Below are 16,267 nucleotides of genomic sequence, written 5' to 3'. Positions count from 1 at the left end.
TTTAATTTGCAATAAATAATGGTTCAATAATAACTCTTGAATGTCAGTTTTATGACATTTAATATACTTAAATGGTTCATTTATTAAAAAGCTAAGATTTAAACGCTAATAGCTGAATGCTTAACCAATATGAAGACCGATTCAATCAAGATAAAGACTTACCAAAGTAGGATCTATATAGCGTACTTATTAATCTATATATTTATAACAAAGCATTAAAATAATTCCTCAAAAATCCTAACTTAATAGATAACTAATCTACTACTGATTTTTCTTAACAACAATATAGGCTTTAATCATCTTTATCTCATACCAATTTTTACTAATTTGTCACATAAACTCGACCTTAATTAATTTAGTTATTTACTTAGAAAAAGTAAGCAATTATACAACTAATCCTGATGCAAAATGTCAGATTTGAGTTGCAAATAAAGAACTGTATAAACACAATATTGATCTCAAAATATCAAAGAATAAATTGTTCAATCTAAGGATAGCTGTTGGATGTATCTCAATTAAGCGATCAATAATTATACTCAAAAATGAGGTATAATAATTATACTCAAGAAAACAGAGAGAAAAAAAAGAGACAATAAAAGAGTTGTTACTAGAAATGACTTGACTTAACTTGAGAAAGCATCAATCTGTCATTATTAACTACCAAGCCAGGAAAGCAACAGGAAATTCAATAGGTTTAGGATTAATTGAACTTCTAGTCAAATAAACTGGGTTACGGGTTAAATTGCCAGGGGCACAATGGTCACGAAAAAATGTTTCCCTTATACTCCAGCATCATTGTGCTTATCTTAATGGTGCTTTTGCTGCTGGATTTTCATGTTGTATAAATGCGATCGCCAAACCCCAAAAATAACAATGCTTTATAGTTCAAGTTTACTAGTAAATTAACGCAGTGGCTTGAGCATTCTCTCTTCTTGAATACAATTACTTATCCCTTAATTGAGATGCACCTGAGCTGTTTGATTTGAGCAACACTTAAGTAAATACCTTTAGTTTTTTTCAGATCACTCTAATTATTTAAAATCACAAGCAAGCTAAGAATTTAGTTTGTATAAATGCGCAATAAATTTTGTATAACTACTTAATATTATTTTTCAAAAAAAATGTTACACTTAGAAAGTATTAAAAATAAATATAAAGATTATATAATTTAGGTAAAAATAAAATTATGTCAATAAATAGTATTTATAAATATAAAACCTAAGTGTAGCAAAGTTTTTTAGTAGTTTTACATAGTAATGGTCAAGTACAAATTGTATTATTGTAATGATATATAAGTTTTTATATAACTCAAATGTGATTACTTAACTTTTTAGAAAAGGATAATGTTTTCCCTATAAACTTCCTTTTCCATGTTGCATTGTATTGTTAAGCTCACGGGGTGACAAGCCAGTTGAAAGCTATATATATAAAGGGATTTACCTTCAGGAGCTGAGGAATAATTCAATAAAAAAAAATCCTTATTGGACTGGGAAGGGGGTGTAGTGCGAGCGCAGAGCGCTCGCACTACACCCCCTAACTGGGTTGAATAATAATTCAAGTTGTGCAGTAGAATAATATCATGAAAAAACTTAACTTTATTAATTAATTTTTAATCAAAAATTACAGTCTAATTAACCACTTTATTCATCGCTTTTATTCCCCTGCGATAATATAGTAATTTATGAGGATTAAGGCTCATTAAATTTTCTACTAATTTCCACATTAAATCATCATTTATTGCCCAATAAATACTAGATAACCCTAAGCAAAAACTACTGTTTCTTCTTTCTTTTCTACCTCTTTCATTAGTTCTTGATATATATTCTTGAACTCCTTTGTTTTTAATTTCTTGTCCTTTAAATGAACTAACTGTGTATGAAATAGCTATTAATAAAATTAGATTATTAAGTCTAGTTTCGTTGGCTTTTGCTGATTCTAGATTATAACCACCAGTTTTATAATCCTTAAACATGGCTTCTATAGCCATTCTCTGGCTATATATTTTTTTAACTTTTCCACATTACTATGATAAATTGGAGAGAATATACCATTTCTCTGAAACAGAATTGTGACGATATTTCTGTCTTTTATATACAAGTAAATTATATGTTCCTACCTTCAAAATTTTGGTAATTTTTTGATTCAATAATAGTTGGGATTCACCGATATTTACTTTTAACTCTGAGAGTTGACAATATTTTCTCCCTCGTTTTATCATAGTTGATTTTTTTGTCTTAAGACAAAATATACGTCTTTTTTTTTATATTCTTTCAACCAATGGCACAGGAAAATACTGTGGAATTCTAGGGTGCTGTGAGAATTATTTTGTGTGCTTTCAATAATTTTAATACAGGGCGAATTACTGATTTTTGTTCGGTTAAATTACTAGCTCCTTTATGAGATAAAATCTTCCAATATATAGGTAAAGCTGTCTTTTTCCAAGCTACAGTTATCATTAAAATATTAATATTTTGCCACTGAGTGCGGTCTAAAATCAACACTAACTCTGAGGTAAAGCTGAAGAGATTTTTTACCATTATTTTGACTAAAGGGAACCAAAATATAGGTAAACTTAATTCCTTTAGGGTTAAAAATCTTTCGCATAAGTTTTCGCTTACTTTCTGATTTAATTGGTAGCTGAAAATAATTGGTTAGCTTTGATATTTGTACAGTTTTATGTACTGAAATTAAGTATAATAATATTTGTAATGTTACTACTTGAGATGGACTCAACTTTTGCTTAATATGGTCTTGATAAAAGCCTAATATATTCACTTTTTCTTCTTTTTTTTTTGTAATTATTAACCCTTTTTTATCATATTTTTAACAGTTTTTTTTAATGTTGTAATGAATAAATAATCAACCATGGGTAGGGGGTGTAGTGCGAGCGCAGAGCGCTCGCACTACACCCCTTCCCAGTCCAATAAGCGTTTTCTTTTTGTTGAAATATTCTTCAGTTCCCGAACACAAATTCCTTTCTATATATAGCTTTCAACTAGCTTGTCACCCCGTGAGATTGTTAAGTCTTTCTATATAGCTATTTTTACCTGTTTCCTTACCGACAGCTTGATGTCGCCTTGAAGGTAGAACTTCCTCAGAGTTGCCCCCCAAAATCTTTATAGCAAACGGCACATTGACGATATACTGAAGGTAATGACTCCCAAAAACCTTGAGCTAATTGTCTAGAGCAATGTAGCTGTCGTACTTGATAACTTGCGCCAATATATGGGACTAAGATTGAGCGATCGCTAATATCTTAAGCATGCAAAATCCATTTCTTATTAGCTTTATACCCGACGTAAGAGCATATTTCCTCCTTATAAGTTGTCAATTTGCCTGTTTTTTTTGTAACATCAACTTCCTATTTGTTGAGCTTGCTCATATTTATTATTTACATACATCTGTAGCCATAAGTGGGAAAACACTAGTAATTCTGGCCTTTCCGTAGCATCCCATAGGGAATTGCAGCCAATGCGAATGGATCTGGCAATATTTTATCAATTAATATTCTTGTAGCCTCATCAATAGACGTTCTGCTAGGATATTCCACAAATTGTCGGCTCATCGTGGGGACAACGGGAGCGAGGTAACCGATGGGTGAGTATGCCGATACTTTATAATTTTAGTAGACTGGCATTTAGGACAATTCATCTAGTACAAACTGAATTTTATTGTTCTAAATATCTAATATCTTACCATTACTATACAGAAATACCAGTTTTATTGTTTTTTAGTATGATATACTGTTATACCAATAATTATGTAATAATAATGTACTGAGGTTATGCTTCAATTATTAAGAAATAAAAAAATGCTCAATAGCTTTTTTGATCAAGAGTCAGTATTGAAGTGAATTGGTAAATTAAGAGCAATAAAATATATACGTTTAATCAATTATAGATAAAATATTTTACTATAGAGCTCTCTAAATAGACTTTTCAGTTCACCCAGAGAGCCAATAGGATCAAGAGAAACTACATTAAATAGGAGATACCAATGGTTAGTAAACGCTCTAAACCCTGGATTCATCGTAATTCACGTTTTATTATTGCTGGTATTACAGCAGTAGGTGCTACAATTACAGCTTATCTTACTATAGAAAAATTAACAGGGGGAACAGTTGTTTGCCCTGTGACTGGTTGTGATAAAGTCCTTGAAAGTCCCTACGCTATTGTTTTAGGCTTACCTTTAGCTCTGTTTGGCTTTTTAGCTTATGCTGGTATGGGAACAACAGCGATCGCACCTTGGTTAATTAACCCAGATTCTCAAAAGGAATTACGCTCAAAACTAGAAAACTGGAGTTGGTTATTAATATTTGTAGGTAGCGTATCTATGACCATCTTCAGTAGCTACCTGATGTACATCATGGCATTTGAGATTAAATCTCTCTGTCTTTACTGTATTAGTTCAGCTATTTGTTCCCTATCTCTACTTATCTTGGCACTAATTGGTCGTAATTGGGAAGATATTGGACAGTTAATCTTTACTGCTATTATTGTGGGGATGATTACTATCGTAGGAACATTTGCAGTTTATGCTCCAATTCATAGCCCCGCTGCTGAGAAACCAGGTGCTTCTGGGGTTACGACTACTTCTACTCCGACAAAAGTCGCATTAGCAGAACATTTAACAAAAGTAGGTGCAAAGATGTATGGTGCTTATTGGTGCAGTCATTGTCAGGATCAGAAGCAGTTATTTGGTAAAGAAGCTGTTAGTAAACTCAACTATATTGAGTGCGATCCTAAAGGCCAAAATTCTCAAACCCAGCTATGTGTGGCAGCAGGTATTAGGGCATATCCAAGTTGGGATATTGACGGTCAGCTTGAGGAGGGTGTAATTTCTTTAGAGAATTTAGCCAAGTTATCTGGCTATCAAGGATCGATTAACTTTAATAATCCTTAATTAAGTGTTACTTAAAAAGCATGTATAGTTAAAAGAATAGTCAAAAGTAAGGATAAATAAAAATTATAGATAAAGCAGTGGGATATACTTGTCCCTTGATTTGTCTGCCATAATCACTCTAAAATGCCAATTTATGTGAGCTTTTGGACCTAAAAGCTTACTCTTTTTTTGACTCAAAAAGGTATTCGCCAATATCAGCCAATTTTTTGATAATTAATCAGCAAACTCAATGATTTTTGGGTGCTTAGAGTGTTTCACCAAAGTTATAAGGCTCAATTGTATCCAGGAAAAAATTTGACAATACAATAGTTTCAAAAAATTATTTGATATTTACAGTTTGAAACTATTTGCGATATCCTTAAAAAGTAATAAAATGTAGATAATCACATAATTTTATCAACTTGATCCAATTATTTATTAATTTTTTTTATTAGTTAAAATTAAGGATAAACTAAGGATCAATAGCTACAATTTAATCTAGGTAAAAATCATCAAAGTTTACAGGAGTTAGTAAAAATGGTTCAACTACAAGAGGTAGAAAAGGTTAAAGTACGAAAAGGTACAGAAAGAGGAGGCGCAAATCATGGTTGGCTCAATACTAAGCATACATTTTCTTTTGCAAATTATTTTGATCCCAAACACATGGGTTTTCGTTGCCTCAGAGTAATTAATGAAGATACGGTTACTCCTGGTAATGGTTTCGGAACTCATGGACATCGAGATATGGAAATTATTACTTATGTCTTAGAAGGATCATTAGAACATAAAGATACTATAGGTCAAGGTGGTGTATTATCTCCTGGAGATGTACAACACATGAGTGCAGGTACAGGAATTATGCACAGTGAATATAACCGCTCAACATCAGAAAATGTTCATTTTTTACAAATATGGCTACTGCCAAAGGCTAATGCTGTAAAACCAGTATATCATCAAAGCTCTTTTAATATAGAAAAAAACTCTGGTAAGTTAAACTTAGTAGTTGCTGTAGATGGTAGGGATGGCGCACTAAAAGTTAATCAAGATGTGGATTTATTTGCAAGTGTTTTGAGAGAGGGCGATCGCATTTCTTATTCTTTTAAAGATAACCGTTATGGATGGGTGCAAGTGGCTCGTGGGGAAGTAGATATTGAAGTAGATACTAATAACAAATTATCTCTCAACGCTGGAGATGGTGTTGCTTTAAGTGAAATCCAAAATATTTCTATTTCAACTAAGTCCAATGGAGAAATTCTTTTATTTGATTTGCCATAATTGATGTAAATTGGTAGACTAAGTTTGAATTATTAGGGTTTGAAAAAAGAAAAGATGTGGTTCAGAACTTAAATATCCAAACAAGAAGCGGGCTTTATTGTCCTAATTATGCTTGAGTGAAAAAGTTTTATGAGTAAGGTTAGAACTCAGAACTTAAGAGTAGGTAGGGAGGTTGCATGGAACAGACCTAGGTCTAAATAGGAATTAACTAGGAGGTAGTTGGAAAAATTGCCTCTCAATTTTTGGTCCGTTATGGCTTTGTTGTATAAAGATAGAAAATATGGTAACAATAAGCGTGTGGCACAAGAAACCTATAGTAAGGGTAGAGATGAGTAAGTCCAAGTCCAAGTCTAAGTACCTCTTCAGCAACTGGTCGTAGGTCTGATGCGTCCCTAAGACAGAGAGGGAGCCTCACATTTTGGTTGAATGATGAAGTCATAGAGCAGTGGGTAAATCAACAAAAAACTGGACGTAGGGGGGCATCAAATACCTATAGCAATACGGCCATTGAATTTATGGTCACTATACAATCATTGTTTGGTCTGGCCGGACGACAGACTGAAGGTTTTGTCGAATCTATATTTCAATTGATGGACTTAGATTTACCAGTACCAGACCATAGCACTGTATCCCGTCGCTTGCTCAAACTGAATATCCAACTGCCAGTTATACCAACTAATGAAACTATTCCGTACAGTAGTAGACTCTACAGGGGTGAAAGTTTACGGAGAAGGTGAATGGAAAACAAAAGTTCATGGTGTCAGTAAACGGCGTACATGGCGTAAATTACACCTAGGAGTAAATGAGGCTACAGGAGAGATTGTCAGTGGAGTAGTGACTACCAATGATGTCAGTGATTCACAAGCATTTTCTGAACTTGAGAAATGAGTAGATGGGGAAATAGCCCAAGTATCAGGAGATGGAGCAGATCACAAGTATAAATGTTACGAGAAAGCTAACCAACTAGGAGCAAAAGTAACAATTCCACCCAGGAAAAATGCAGTAATAGGTCAACACGGCAACTGCAAATGCCCACCTCATCCCAGAGATGAAAACCTCAGAAGAATCAGAAAGGTAGGACGCCAAAAATGGAAGCATGAAAGTGGTTACCATCGGCGTTCTCTATGAGAAACCACAATGTTTAGACTCAAAGTGAGCTTTGGAGGTCAGTTACGAGGAGGAAAATTCGAAAGCCCAAGCAGTAGAGTTGTTCATACAATGTGCCATGCTGAACCGTATGATTCAAACAGGTAAACCCAAAAGTCACAAAGTGAAAATCTAGTTAACTTCCTGATGGAAGTTTTTGGCGATCACTACTTTCATGCAACAAAGCCACTTTAATTTATTAAACCAATCTCCTAAAATCATCCTATATTTAGGTTAACACATCAAATATGAAAGTAATTAACAACAGACTACGATCACCTTTGTGATAATTATTACCCCAGAAGTGTATTAATTATTCTTCTGTTGTATAGATGCCCTTATGCAACCGTCCCTACACCTATTCTCTTAGTTCCCCACTCCCCCACTAGGCTTGAGGTTAGGAGTGGGTATCCTAATTAAAGTGCCAATTAGAAAAGTTTTTGAGAAATGCTATTCATCATTGTCTTGAATAGTTCCTAAACCAGCACGGTTTTTATTGTCTATGTCTGCATTTTGAGAATTACTTAATTCCACCCAAAAATATTCCTGTTTTTCAACTTTTTCGTCACCAATAATAGGTATTTGAATTATTTTCTTTGTCTGACCAGGTTTGAATTTTATCGTACCTGTTTTAGAACGATAGTCTGAACCATTGATAGCTGTACTATCTTTAGTTTCATAATCTACTTTTACTGTCCTCGGACTTTTTTGGTCAAGAGTTACTTGAAAGCTACCGTTGTTCTCATCACTATCACCTTCGGTGACTTTAGCATCACTAATAGAAATAGTTGTTAAGTCATCATTTTTAATAGTTGCAACACCTTTATTATCTGCAATAGTAGCATTTCGGGGTTTCCTAAGTTTGACAAAGAATTTCTCATTAAACTCATCAACAGTATCTCCTAAAACAGGTACAGTAATTTGTTTTGTGGTTTGACCTGGTTTAAAAGTAATAGTGCCATTACGACGTCGATAATCTGAACCTGCTTTAGCTCTATTATTTACGGTAACAAAATTAACTCTTACGGTGCTTTCACTAGGTTCACTAAGATTGACTGTAAATTGTGGTCTTTGTGTTCCACTATTACCCTCATTTACAGTAATATCGTTGATAGTAATTTCTGGTTTAGTTGGTTTCTCATACAATATCTCAATCCGTTTTTTTGCTTTAACTCCATAATAATTAGAAATAGTAATTGAACCATTTTCTTCACCTAAGTCAAGGATTAAATCTTTCTTCTTTCGCCTTCTCTTAACTTGGGAACTACTATATTCTGACAAGTCTAAAACATCCTTTTGATTTGTCCTGAAAATTTTATCATTTCCGGTATATTTTCCTGGTGTATAACCACTAAATTTATTGGCTGCATTATTAGCATAAATCAAATCATCTCCACGAGAATTAATTAGATTTTCCATAACTGCACCATAAGCGATCGCCGTACCGGAAGTAGAAGTCTTATATTTCTTACCACTAGTATCTTGAAATGCAATATATTCATGTTGGTTATAAGCATCAGTAGTAGTAATTAACCCACCCTCTCTTAAATCTATGCGATAATCATAAGTAAAATCTGCTAATTCTAAATCGGGAAGTTTCGATAGATCGATAGTATCAAAGCCACCCCCATCCCACAGGGTTAGTTTTGTTTCTGTGTCAGAACTGCCTAAATATTGATTACCATCAAAAAATCCATAAACCCTATCAAATGAATAAGTTGTATTTTCAGCATTAAAGTTGTTATTTCTACCATATAAATATTGTAAACTTTGAATATCATAAGTCATTGGTGTCGTAGAATATTGATTTAAACCACCTAAACCAATGTAGGTCATCATGGTATTAGTATTGTTATCTTGAGCATAAGATAAGAAAGGAGCTCGTTCTCCAGGACTATAATTACCAGGATGTTTTAAGCCTAAAGCATGACCTATTTCATGGGCGATAGTTATATAACCATAACTTCCGGGAACATCCTCGTATTCGTCTTGATAAACAGATGATAAATGTATATCTCCATCAGCAGGATTTTCTGATGTACCTGGTGGTTGATATGCATAACCACGGGATTCATTTTGTAATGGTCCATTGGATAACATTATTCGTATTTGACCGTAGTTATCTGCTGTATCTCCTACTTCTTGAAACCTAACATCTATATATTGTTCAAAGAGATTAAAAATATCTTTGACATTTATTTTAATAGGGTCAGTTACTGGTAATGGATTTTCTCTTCCATAATATGAATTAATTGCTTGCTCTGAGAAAAAACTATAAGTAATTATATTTTCTTCTTCTGTATCCCAAAGTGTTTTAGTTAATAAACCGTTGATTTTTTTGTTACTAGATAATAGGGATGTTTTTCTTAGGACTTTTTTATTAAAAACACTATCAAAATGGCCATTGCCAAGGTTATCTTCTAAATTTGATTCGTTATTTTGATGGTTGGATATTTCATGAATACCACCACAAATATAACAATGATAGAAAGAAGGATTTTCTAGTTGATTGACTACAAATTTATCTGAGTCTGTAGAACGAACTTCATAAAATTGATCTTGTTTTCCTGGCTCTATGTAGTCCAGTCTAATTTCTCCTAAAATATTATTTTCATCTTTACTACTAATCAAAATAACTTGACTATTTTCGACTCCTATAACTTTACCCGTTCTTACCCAATCTTGCTGATTTGGCGAACTTTTTACTTTCCCAAGTTTGACATCTAGAGTAACATCTGAAAATAAGTTTAATCTGATAATTTTGTCAGATTCATCTGTGTTATCTAGAAGATTAAAGTCTAACTCAACTAGTCGCTGACGAATTATAGGTGAATTTTTAAAGTTTCTTTTTACCTTTCCTTTTTCAGAAACTTCAGTAAATAGTAAAGGTGGTTCTTGAGTTATGGATTTTCCTACTAATTGTTCTCCATCTTCTACTCCTGTTAGGGGGTCTTTTTGGCTTTGACTAGCATACTTCAAAACAACAGATTTTTCTGTTAATTCTTTACTAAGAATTTCTGGTTCTGTAAATAAAGTTTTATCTAAATGTGTTTGATATTTATCAGGAATAAAAGCAGTTTCTACATTATATTTATCAACCTCAAAATTGGTACTTTTTGACTCAGTTTGTAAAGTTACTTCTTGTAGCTTAATTGGGTCCGGTTGAGTATTTACTCCATTCAATACATCAGATATTGGCGAGAGATCGCTGTTATCTGTAAATAAAAATTCTAACATTATTAGTTTGACTTTTTAGAAAAGATACTTATTCTATTATAATATTAAGTAAATAGCTATCAACCAACCGAGCTATATTAATATTTGTATACTAAATTCAAGCTCATCTACACAGTTGATTTGAGGTGAACTTACATTTTGTTATATAGCGACAAATTTCAAAAGTGACCTACTTATTATTGATTTTGTTCTTAGTATAATTAAAGATAACTCAAATAGACTGATAAACTTTGATGAAACTTATATAAACTTATATTTATGATTTTAGAATCGTTTCCTTTATGATCTCGTTCCTGATCACGACTACCATCGTAGATGCTATCGTCTCTTTGGCCAAGGATCAAAATTTGCTCATCATTGTCTCCAAATATTATACTCCAAAGACTGAAGGGCTACCATTAGTATTAGTACAAATCATCTTTGATGTAAAGTTATTGCTGCTATTGTTGAGGTACAAGGCGATTTTTTTTCAGAGCTTTAAGCACTCAGAAAATCTATATTTCCATCACCATCAACATTTACTGCAAATAAATATTAAAGGATTATTTCTTGTTTAACTAGACCGCGAAAATCCTAGGTATAAATATTGGCAATGAAAGCTTTCAGCAATATCAAGATGAGAAAATTTATATTCTCAACTTTAGCTGCTGTTAATATTACCTAATAATGCTTTCAGTTATATCAGCAAATCGTTATAGTTAAAAATTTATATTTTTCCCAATAATATATTTATGCCATTATTGGGCTTTGTTGCATGAAAGTAGTGATCGCCAAAAACTTCCATCAGGAAGTTAACTAGATTTTCACTTTGTGACTTTTGGGTTTACCTGTTTGAATCATACGGTTCAGCATGGCACATTGTATGAACAACTCTACTGCTTGGGCTTTCAAATTTTCCTCGTCGTAACTGACCTCCAAAGCTCACTTTGAGTCTAAACATTGTGGTTTCTGATAGAGAACGCCGATGGTAACCACTTTCATGCTTCCATTTTTGGCGTCCTACCTTTCTGATTCTTCTGAGGTTTTCATCTCTGGGATGAGGTGGGCATTTGCAGTTGCCGTGTTGACCTATTACTGCATTTTTCCTGGGTGGAATGGCTTTGTTGCATGAAAGTAGTGATCGCCAAAAACTTCCATCAGGAAGTTAACTAGATTTTCACTTTGTGACTTTTGGGTTTACCTGTTTGAATCATACGGTTCAGCATGGCACATTGTATGAACAACTCTACTGCTTGGGCTTTCGAATTTTCCTCGTCGTAACTGACCTCCAAAGCTCACTTTGAGTCTAAACATTGTGGTTTCTCATAGAGAACGCCGATGGTAACCACTTTCATGCTTCCATTTTTGGCGTCCTACCTTTCTGATTCTTCTGAGGTTTTCATCTCTGGGATGAGGTGGGCATTTGCAGTTGCCGTGTTGACCTATTACTGCATTTTTCCTGGGTGGAATTGTTACTTTTGCTCCTAGTTGGTTAGCTTTCCCGTAACATTTATACTTGTGCTCTGCTCCATCTCCTGATACTTGGGCTATTTCCCCATCTACTCCATTTCTCAAGTTCAGAAAATGCTTGTGAATCACTGACATCATTGGTAGTCACTACTCCACTGACAATCTCTCCTTTAGCCTCATTTACTCCTAGGTGTAATTTACCCCATGTACGCCGTTTACTGACACCATGAACTTTTGTTTTCCATTCACCTTCTCCGTAAACTTTCACCCCTGTAGAGTCTACTACTGTACGGAATAGTTTCATTAGTTGGTATAACTGGCAGTTGGATATTCAGTTTGAGCAAGGGACGGGATACAGTGCTATGGTCTGGTACTGGTAAATCTAAGTCCATCAATTGAAATATAGATTCGACAAAACCTTCAGTCTGTCGTCCGGCCAGACCAAACAATGATTGTATAGTGACCATAAATTCAATGGCCGTATTGCTATAGGTATTTGATGCCCCCCTACGTCCAGTTTTTTGTTGATTTACCCACTGCTCTATGACTTCATCATTCAACCAAAATGTGAGGCTCCCTCTCTGTCTTAGGGACGCATCAGACCTACGACCAGTTGCTGAAGAGGTACTTAGACTTGGACTTGGACTTACTCATCTCTACCCTTACTATAGGTTTCTTGTGCCACACGCTTATTGTTACCATATTTTCTATCTTTATACAACAAAGCCTATAGTGACCATAAATTCAATGGCCGTATTGCTATAGGTATTTGATGCCCCCCTACGTCCAGTTTTTTGTTGATTTACCCACTGCTCTATGACTTCATCATTCAACCAAAATGTGAGGCTCCCTCTCTGTCTTAGGGACGCATCAGACCTACGACCAGTTGCTGAAGAGGTACTTAGACTTGGACTTGGACTTACTCATCTCTACCCTTACTATAGGTTTCTTGTGCCACACGCTTATTGTTACCATATTTTCTATCTTTATACAACAAAGCCGATAAAAATTAAAAATTAAATGGCATCTACACCTCAACTTCGGCGAGAAATTGGCGTGTTTGGCGCTACCCTCATGGGTAATGGTTCCATTCTTGGTACCGGAGTATTTGTCAGTATTGGTATTGCTGCTAGCATTGCAGGTCCGTCGGTAATTATTGCAGTAGCGGTAGCTGGTGTTGTTGCTACCTGCAATGCTTTTAATAGTGCCCAGTTAGCGGCAAACCATCCCGTGAGTGGGGGTACTTATGAATATGGTTACAAATATCTAAATAATTGGTTGGGTTTTATTGCCGGATGGATGTTTCTATTCGCTAAAAGTGCTTCTGCTGCTACTGCTGCTTTAGGTTTTGCTGGTTATTTCCTTAATGCTTTTGGTGTGAATAATAACACTTGGTTAGTATTGACTGCTTTAACTGCGGTGGTTGTATTAACTATAGTTGTGTTAAGCGGAATTCGTCGTTCTAATGTTACTAATATTATTATTGTTTCTATTACCTTATTTTCTCTAGTTCTGTTTATTCTGGCAGGGGTACCTCAAGTGGTCTTCTCTGAAGGGAAGAATTTAATGCCTTTCTTTCCAGGGGATAAACCTATAGCATCTTTACTGCAAGCCACTGCTTTAATGTTTGTCGCTTATACTGGTTATGGTCGTATTGCCACTTTGGGCGAGGAAGTAAAGGAACCACGACGTACTATTCCTAGAGCGATCGCTCTAACTATGATTTTTACCTGTGTATTATACATATCTACCGCTATAGTTAGTGTATTTGCGGGTCAAGAAGTAATTCAAAAATTATCTCAGGCAGATGTAAGTCTAGTTGCACCTTTAGAAGTTATTGCTAAAGTGGGAGGTTTGGGTATTCCTGTTATTCCTAAGTTAATTGCTATTGGTGCTATTACGGCAATGTTGGGAGTACTGCTAAATCTGATTTTGGGGTTGTCGCGGGTTTTGTTAGCAATGGGGAGGCGACGAGATGTACCTAAAGTTGTTGCTAGGTTGGATAGTGGGCAAACTACACCTTATATAGCTGTAGTAATAGTAGGAGTAGCGATCGCTTGTTTAGTTTTAATTGGAGATGTGAAAACTACTTGGTCTTTTAGTGCTTTTAATGTATTAATTTATTATGCTATTACTAATTTTGCTGCCCTCCACCTTTCTCCAGAAGAAAGACTTTATCCTAAATGGTTAGGTTGGCTAGGTTTAGCTTCTTGTTTATTTTTAGCTTTTTGGGTAGAAAAGCAAATTTGGTTAGTAGGTTTAGGATTAATTCTTATTGGTTTAATTTGGCATAGTTTGATTCATAGATTTATAACTGATTAGATTCACAATTTTTCTCAAGTTCCTTTCTTGACTTCTTCTTCCTTTTTCTTTTGAAAATAATAAAGGCTTACAGAACTTGGAATCATAATTTTTCCGTCCTCCAACTCTTTTGAATTGCTACTCAAATAATCCAGCAATACTTTTAATTGTGAAGGAGAAAAATATCTCGTCTTAGCACTAACTATAAAATCTAATAAATGTCTACCCAATTGAGAATCTTTCTGAAAACATTGTGCAATATTTACTGAAGAGTTTATAACTTCTTTATGAAAAGAAATATGGTGTTCAGAAAAGAATTGATATAAATCGTGGCTCCAAACTGTTTGCTTTTGATCAAGTCGCTGATTTACATAGTAACTAGGCTCCTTTAATTCTGTTTTTACAGCTATTGCAATAATTACTATCCCTTCTTCTCCAAGAAGTTCATAAATTTTCTGGAAAGAGGATTCTATTTCTGAAAAATAGTAAAATGAATGAATTAATAGGATAATATCAAAAGTTGGGGATGATTCAAATTTTTCAAACTCAACTGGATGAATTTGATATCTAAATTTATCCACTTTAAATTTACTAAGTTCCTGACACCATTCTTTGATTTTTATACATCCTAATTTGTTTGAGTCTACTCCCACAAAATGAACAGATTTATTCAACTCAAGGAGCTCTGTTAAAAAAGGTTTTTCAAAAAGTCCACTGCCACAACCTATACTAAGGATACTGTAGTTTTCTTGTGAAGACTTATATTTTTTTATAGTTTGAAATGTAGCTTCAAGCATCATCTCTTGTTCATTTTGCTGACTGCGAAAAGCAATTTGTCCTTCCATATATTCTTGCTCATCCAGTTTAACGAGCTTGAGTTTTTCGTCTGAAAGTAAATTAGCGATCGCCGACTTTTCCAAACTATCCATCATCATTTTTTACCTTTTTTTCTCTGCCCTTGATTATTAATTATATTTACAAATTTTCCCTAGTCTTTTCAAATAACCATTCTAGAATTGCGTGTTCTTTTCCATACACATAATTATATTTTTTATCTATTTTTTCCCAGTCAATAGTAGTATCTAAGCCAACCTGTTCAGAAAACATATTTAGTACTTTTCCAGAGAAACATTTTTACAGACATTTTTTCATCATCAAGGAACTTTCATCAATTTTCCCAATACATTCAAAAAAAGTATGAGTTAATCAACCTATCATTGCTTTAAATATCCACAATAAATCTTCATCATCAAATAAATTCACCCGAAAAACTTCTTTAATTACTTTTATTTTAACAGAATTTCTCTCCTTTTCATTATCAATTATTTACCACCATCTTGTACCAGGTTCCCCTTTAAATGGTCCGACAATATCAGAGGTAATCCATCCTCCGTAAAGATTACCAGATTGAGCCTTTACTAACTCATCATTAACATAACAAGCATCCATTAAATTAGCATAAAAACTATAATATCCTTTTATAGGTAGAAAATCAGGGGTTGGCTCCAAATATTGCCAGACTGGATAATTAACATACTTATCCTCTACTGAAATATCGTAATAGGAAGCGTAACCTTTCCACTCACAAAAAGTTTTCCTGGGATTAGGAATTAAATACTCTCTTTTAACATCTTCAGGAGGAATATAATAACTAGGAGGATGACTAGTTTCTAATACTCTTTTTGCTTTATTTGTTTCTGCCAAAACTACATTATTAAAAATCACTCGAATAGATTTATTTGTATCTTCTAAACGAGCTGGACGAGGATAATCCCAAACTGATTCTTGGCCTGGTTGGGGTGGAATTGGATTTGGTTTCATTGTCATTTCAGTTATCAGTTAAAAAATCAAAATTTCAGACTTTATAGCAAACAAAATTTGTAATTTTTAGTAAATATAAAATAAAAGATAGATGAAAATCATGATACTTATATCTCTATTTATATATTTCAATTTTGCTGGTTATTTGGCAGATCTA

At 33.9% G+C, this 16,267-nt stretch carries 12 protein-coding genes and 4 pseudogenes; 5 read left to right on the top strand and 11 right to left on the bottom strand.

The window, feature by feature from the left end:
• Positions 1 to 628: 628 nt before the first annotated feature.
• A pseudogene (locus TERY_RS35810) lies at positions 629 to 871 on the top strand (hypothetical protein); the annotation flags it as partial.
• A 756-nt stretch (positions 872 to 1,627) separates the two neighbouring features.
• On the opposite strand, the gene TERY_RS29565 reads toward TERY_RS35810, so the two are convergent.
• The 4 genes from TERY_RS29565 to TERY_RS34280 all read right to left on the bottom strand — a co-directional run bounded on the left by TERY_RS29565 (position 1,628) and on the right by TERY_RS34280 (position 3,565).
• The gene (locus tag TERY_RS29565) at positions 1,628 to 1,987 is read right to left on the bottom strand and encodes a hypothetical protein (protein ID WP_011611144.1); all 360 of its coding nucleotides are present in this window, start codon (positions 1,985 to 1,987) and stop codon (positions 1,628 to 1,630) included.
• 316 nt (positions 1,988 to 2,303) lie between these two features.
• A complete protein-coding gene (locus TERY_RS29560) occupies positions 2,304 to 2,537 on the bottom strand; it encodes a hypothetical protein (protein WP_011611143.1) in 234 nt (77 codons plus the stop codon).
• 466 nt (positions 2,538 to 3,003) lie between these two features.
• Complete coding sequence (locus tag TERY_RS35805; protein ID WP_370496325.1) at positions 3,004 to 3,132, bottom strand: hypothetical protein; 129 nt, start codon at positions 3,130 to 3,132, stop codon at positions 3,004 to 3,006.
• 292 nt (positions 3,133 to 3,424) lie between these two features.
• Positions 3,425 to 3,565 carry a hypothetical protein gene (locus tag TERY_RS34280; protein ID WP_196797180.1) on the bottom strand — a complete coding sequence of 47 codons (141 nt, stop codon included), beginning with the start codon at positions 3,563 to 3,565 and terminating at the stop codon, positions 3,425 to 3,427.
• Positions 3,566 to 3,996: 431 nt separating this feature from the next.
• Here TERY_RS34280 and TERY_RS00425 point away from each other — a divergent pair, with 431 nt between their 5' ends.
• The 3 genes and pseudogenes from TERY_RS00425 to TERY_RS24550 all read left to right on the top strand — a co-directional run bounded on the left by TERY_RS00425 (position 3,997) and on the right by TERY_RS24550 (position 7,438).
• The gene (locus TERY_RS00425) at positions 3,997 to 4,902 is read left to right on the top strand and encodes a vitamin K epoxide reductase family protein (RefSeq protein ID WP_011610004.1); all 906 of its coding nucleotides are present in this window, start codon (positions 3,997 to 3,999) and stop codon (positions 4,900 to 4,902) included.
• A 516-nt stretch (positions 4,903 to 5,418) separates the two neighbouring features.
• A complete protein-coding gene (locus TERY_RS00420) occupies positions 5,419 to 6,156 on the top strand; it encodes a pirin family protein (RefSeq protein WP_011610003.1) in 738 nt (245 codons plus the stop codon).
• 328 nt (positions 6,157 to 6,484) lie between these two features.
• A pseudogene (locus TERY_RS24550) lies at positions 6,485 to 7,438 on the top strand (IS5 family transposase).
• A 314-nt stretch (positions 7,439 to 7,752) separates the two neighbouring features.
• On the opposite strand, the gene TERY_RS00410 reads toward TERY_RS24550, so the two are convergent.
• From TERY_RS00410 to TERY_RS31965, 4 genes and pseudogenes are all read right to left on the bottom strand, one after another.
• Complete coding sequence (locus TERY_RS00410; protein WP_011610001.1) at positions 7,753 to 10,539, bottom strand: Calx-beta domain-containing protein; 2,787 nt, start codon at positions 10,537 to 10,539, stop codon at positions 7,753 to 7,755.
• Positions 10,540 to 11,334: 795 nt separating this feature from the next.
• A pseudogene (locus TERY_RS35800) lies at positions 11,335 to 11,638 on the bottom strand (IS5/IS1182 family transposase); the annotation flags it as partial.
• A gap of 49 nt (positions 11,639 to 11,687) precedes the next feature.
• A pseudogene (locus TERY_RS24545) lies at positions 11,688 to 12,642 on the bottom strand (IS5 family transposase).
• Positions 12,643 to 12,701: 59 nt separating this feature from the next.
• Entirely contained in the window at positions 12,702 to 12,821 is a 120-nt protein-coding gene (locus TERY_RS31965; RefSeq protein ID WP_155994204.1) for a hypothetical protein, read from the bottom strand.
• A 187-nt stretch (positions 12,822 to 13,008) separates the two neighbouring features.
• Here TERY_RS31965 and TERY_RS00400 point away from each other — a divergent pair, with 187 nt between their 5' ends.
• The gene (locus TERY_RS00400; protein ID WP_011610000.1) at positions 13,009 to 14,310 is read left to right on the top strand and encodes an APC family permease; all 1,302 of its coding nucleotides are present in this window, start codon (positions 13,009 to 13,011) and stop codon (positions 14,308 to 14,310) included.
• Positions 14,311 to 14,324: 14 nt separating this feature from the next.
• Here TERY_RS00400 and TERY_RS00395 read toward each other — a convergent pair whose 3' ends face one another.
• The 3 genes from TERY_RS00395 to TERY_RS00390 form a co-directional block, all read right to left on the bottom strand.
• The gene (locus TERY_RS00395; protein WP_213960079.1) at positions 14,325 to 15,134 is read right to left on the bottom strand and encodes a class I SAM-dependent methyltransferase; all 810 of its coding nucleotides are present in this window, start codon (positions 15,132 to 15,134) and stop codon (positions 14,325 to 14,327) included.
• Between the two features lie 130 nt (positions 15,135 to 15,264).
• Positions 15,265 to 15,396: a hypothetical protein gene (locus TERY_RS35795; protein ID WP_370496321.1), complete on the bottom strand. Its 132-nt coding sequence runs from the start codon at positions 15,394 to 15,396 to the stop codon at positions 15,265 to 15,267.
• A 219-nt stretch (positions 15,397 to 15,615) separates the two neighbouring features.
• Positions 15,616 to 16,110 carry a DUF427 domain-containing protein gene (locus TERY_RS00390; protein WP_044136232.1) on the bottom strand — a complete coding sequence of 165 codons (495 nt, stop codon included), beginning with the start codon at positions 16,108 to 16,110 and terminating at the stop codon, positions 15,616 to 15,618.
• Positions 16,111 to 16,267: the final 157 nt, after the last annotated feature.

The organism is Trichodesmium erythraeum IMS101, from assembly GCF_000014265.1.
GTDB classification, from domain to species: Bacteria; Cyanobacteriota; Cyanobacteriia; order Cyanobacteriales; family Microcoleaceae; genus Trichodesmium; species Trichodesmium erythraeum.
The sequence above is the reverse complement of the archived record's forward strand: the minus strand, read 5'-3'. Positions and strand labels throughout refer to the sequence as shown.

Bases quoted from the DNA above. Each gene is read 5' to 3' on its own strand.
- TERY_RS29565 (WP_011611144.1), bottom strand. From the start codon at position 1,987: ATGGCTATAGAAGCCATGTTTAAGGATTATAAAACTGGTGGTTATAAT.
- TERY_RS29560 (WP_011611143.1), bottom strand. From the start codon at position 2,537: ATGGTAAAAAATCTCTTCAGCTTTACCTCAGAGTTAGTGTTGATTTTA.
- TERY_RS34280 (WP_196797180.1), bottom strand. From the start codon at position 3,565: ATGAGCCGACAATTTGTGGAATATCCTAGCAGAACGTCTATTGATGAG.
- TERY_RS00425 (WP_011610004.1), top strand. From the start codon at position 3,997: ATGGTTAGTAAACGCTCTAAACCCTGGATTCATCGTAATTCACGTTTT.
- TERY_RS00420 (WP_011610003.1), top strand. From the start codon at position 5,419: ATGGTTCAACTACAAGAGGTAGAAAAGGTTAAAGTACGAAAAGGTACA.
- TERY_RS00410 (WP_011610001.1), bottom strand. From the start codon at position 10,539: ATGTTAGAATTTTTATTTACAGATAACAGCGATCTCTCGCCAATATCT.
- TERY_RS00400 (WP_011610000.1), top strand. From the start codon at position 13,009: ATGGCATCTACACCTCAACTTCGGCGAGAAATTGGCGTGTTTGGCGCT.
- TERY_RS00395 (WP_213960079.1), bottom strand. From the start codon at position 15,134: ATGGAAGGACAAATTGCTTTTCGCAGTCAGCAAAATGAACAAGAGATG.
- TERY_RS35795 (WP_370496321.1), bottom strand. From the start codon at position 15,396: ATGTTTTCTGAACAGGTTGGCTTAGATACTACTATTGACTGGGAAAAA.
- TERY_RS00390 (WP_044136232.1), bottom strand. From the start codon at position 16,110: ATGAAACCAAATCCAATTCCACCCCAACCAGGCCAAGAATCAGTTTGG.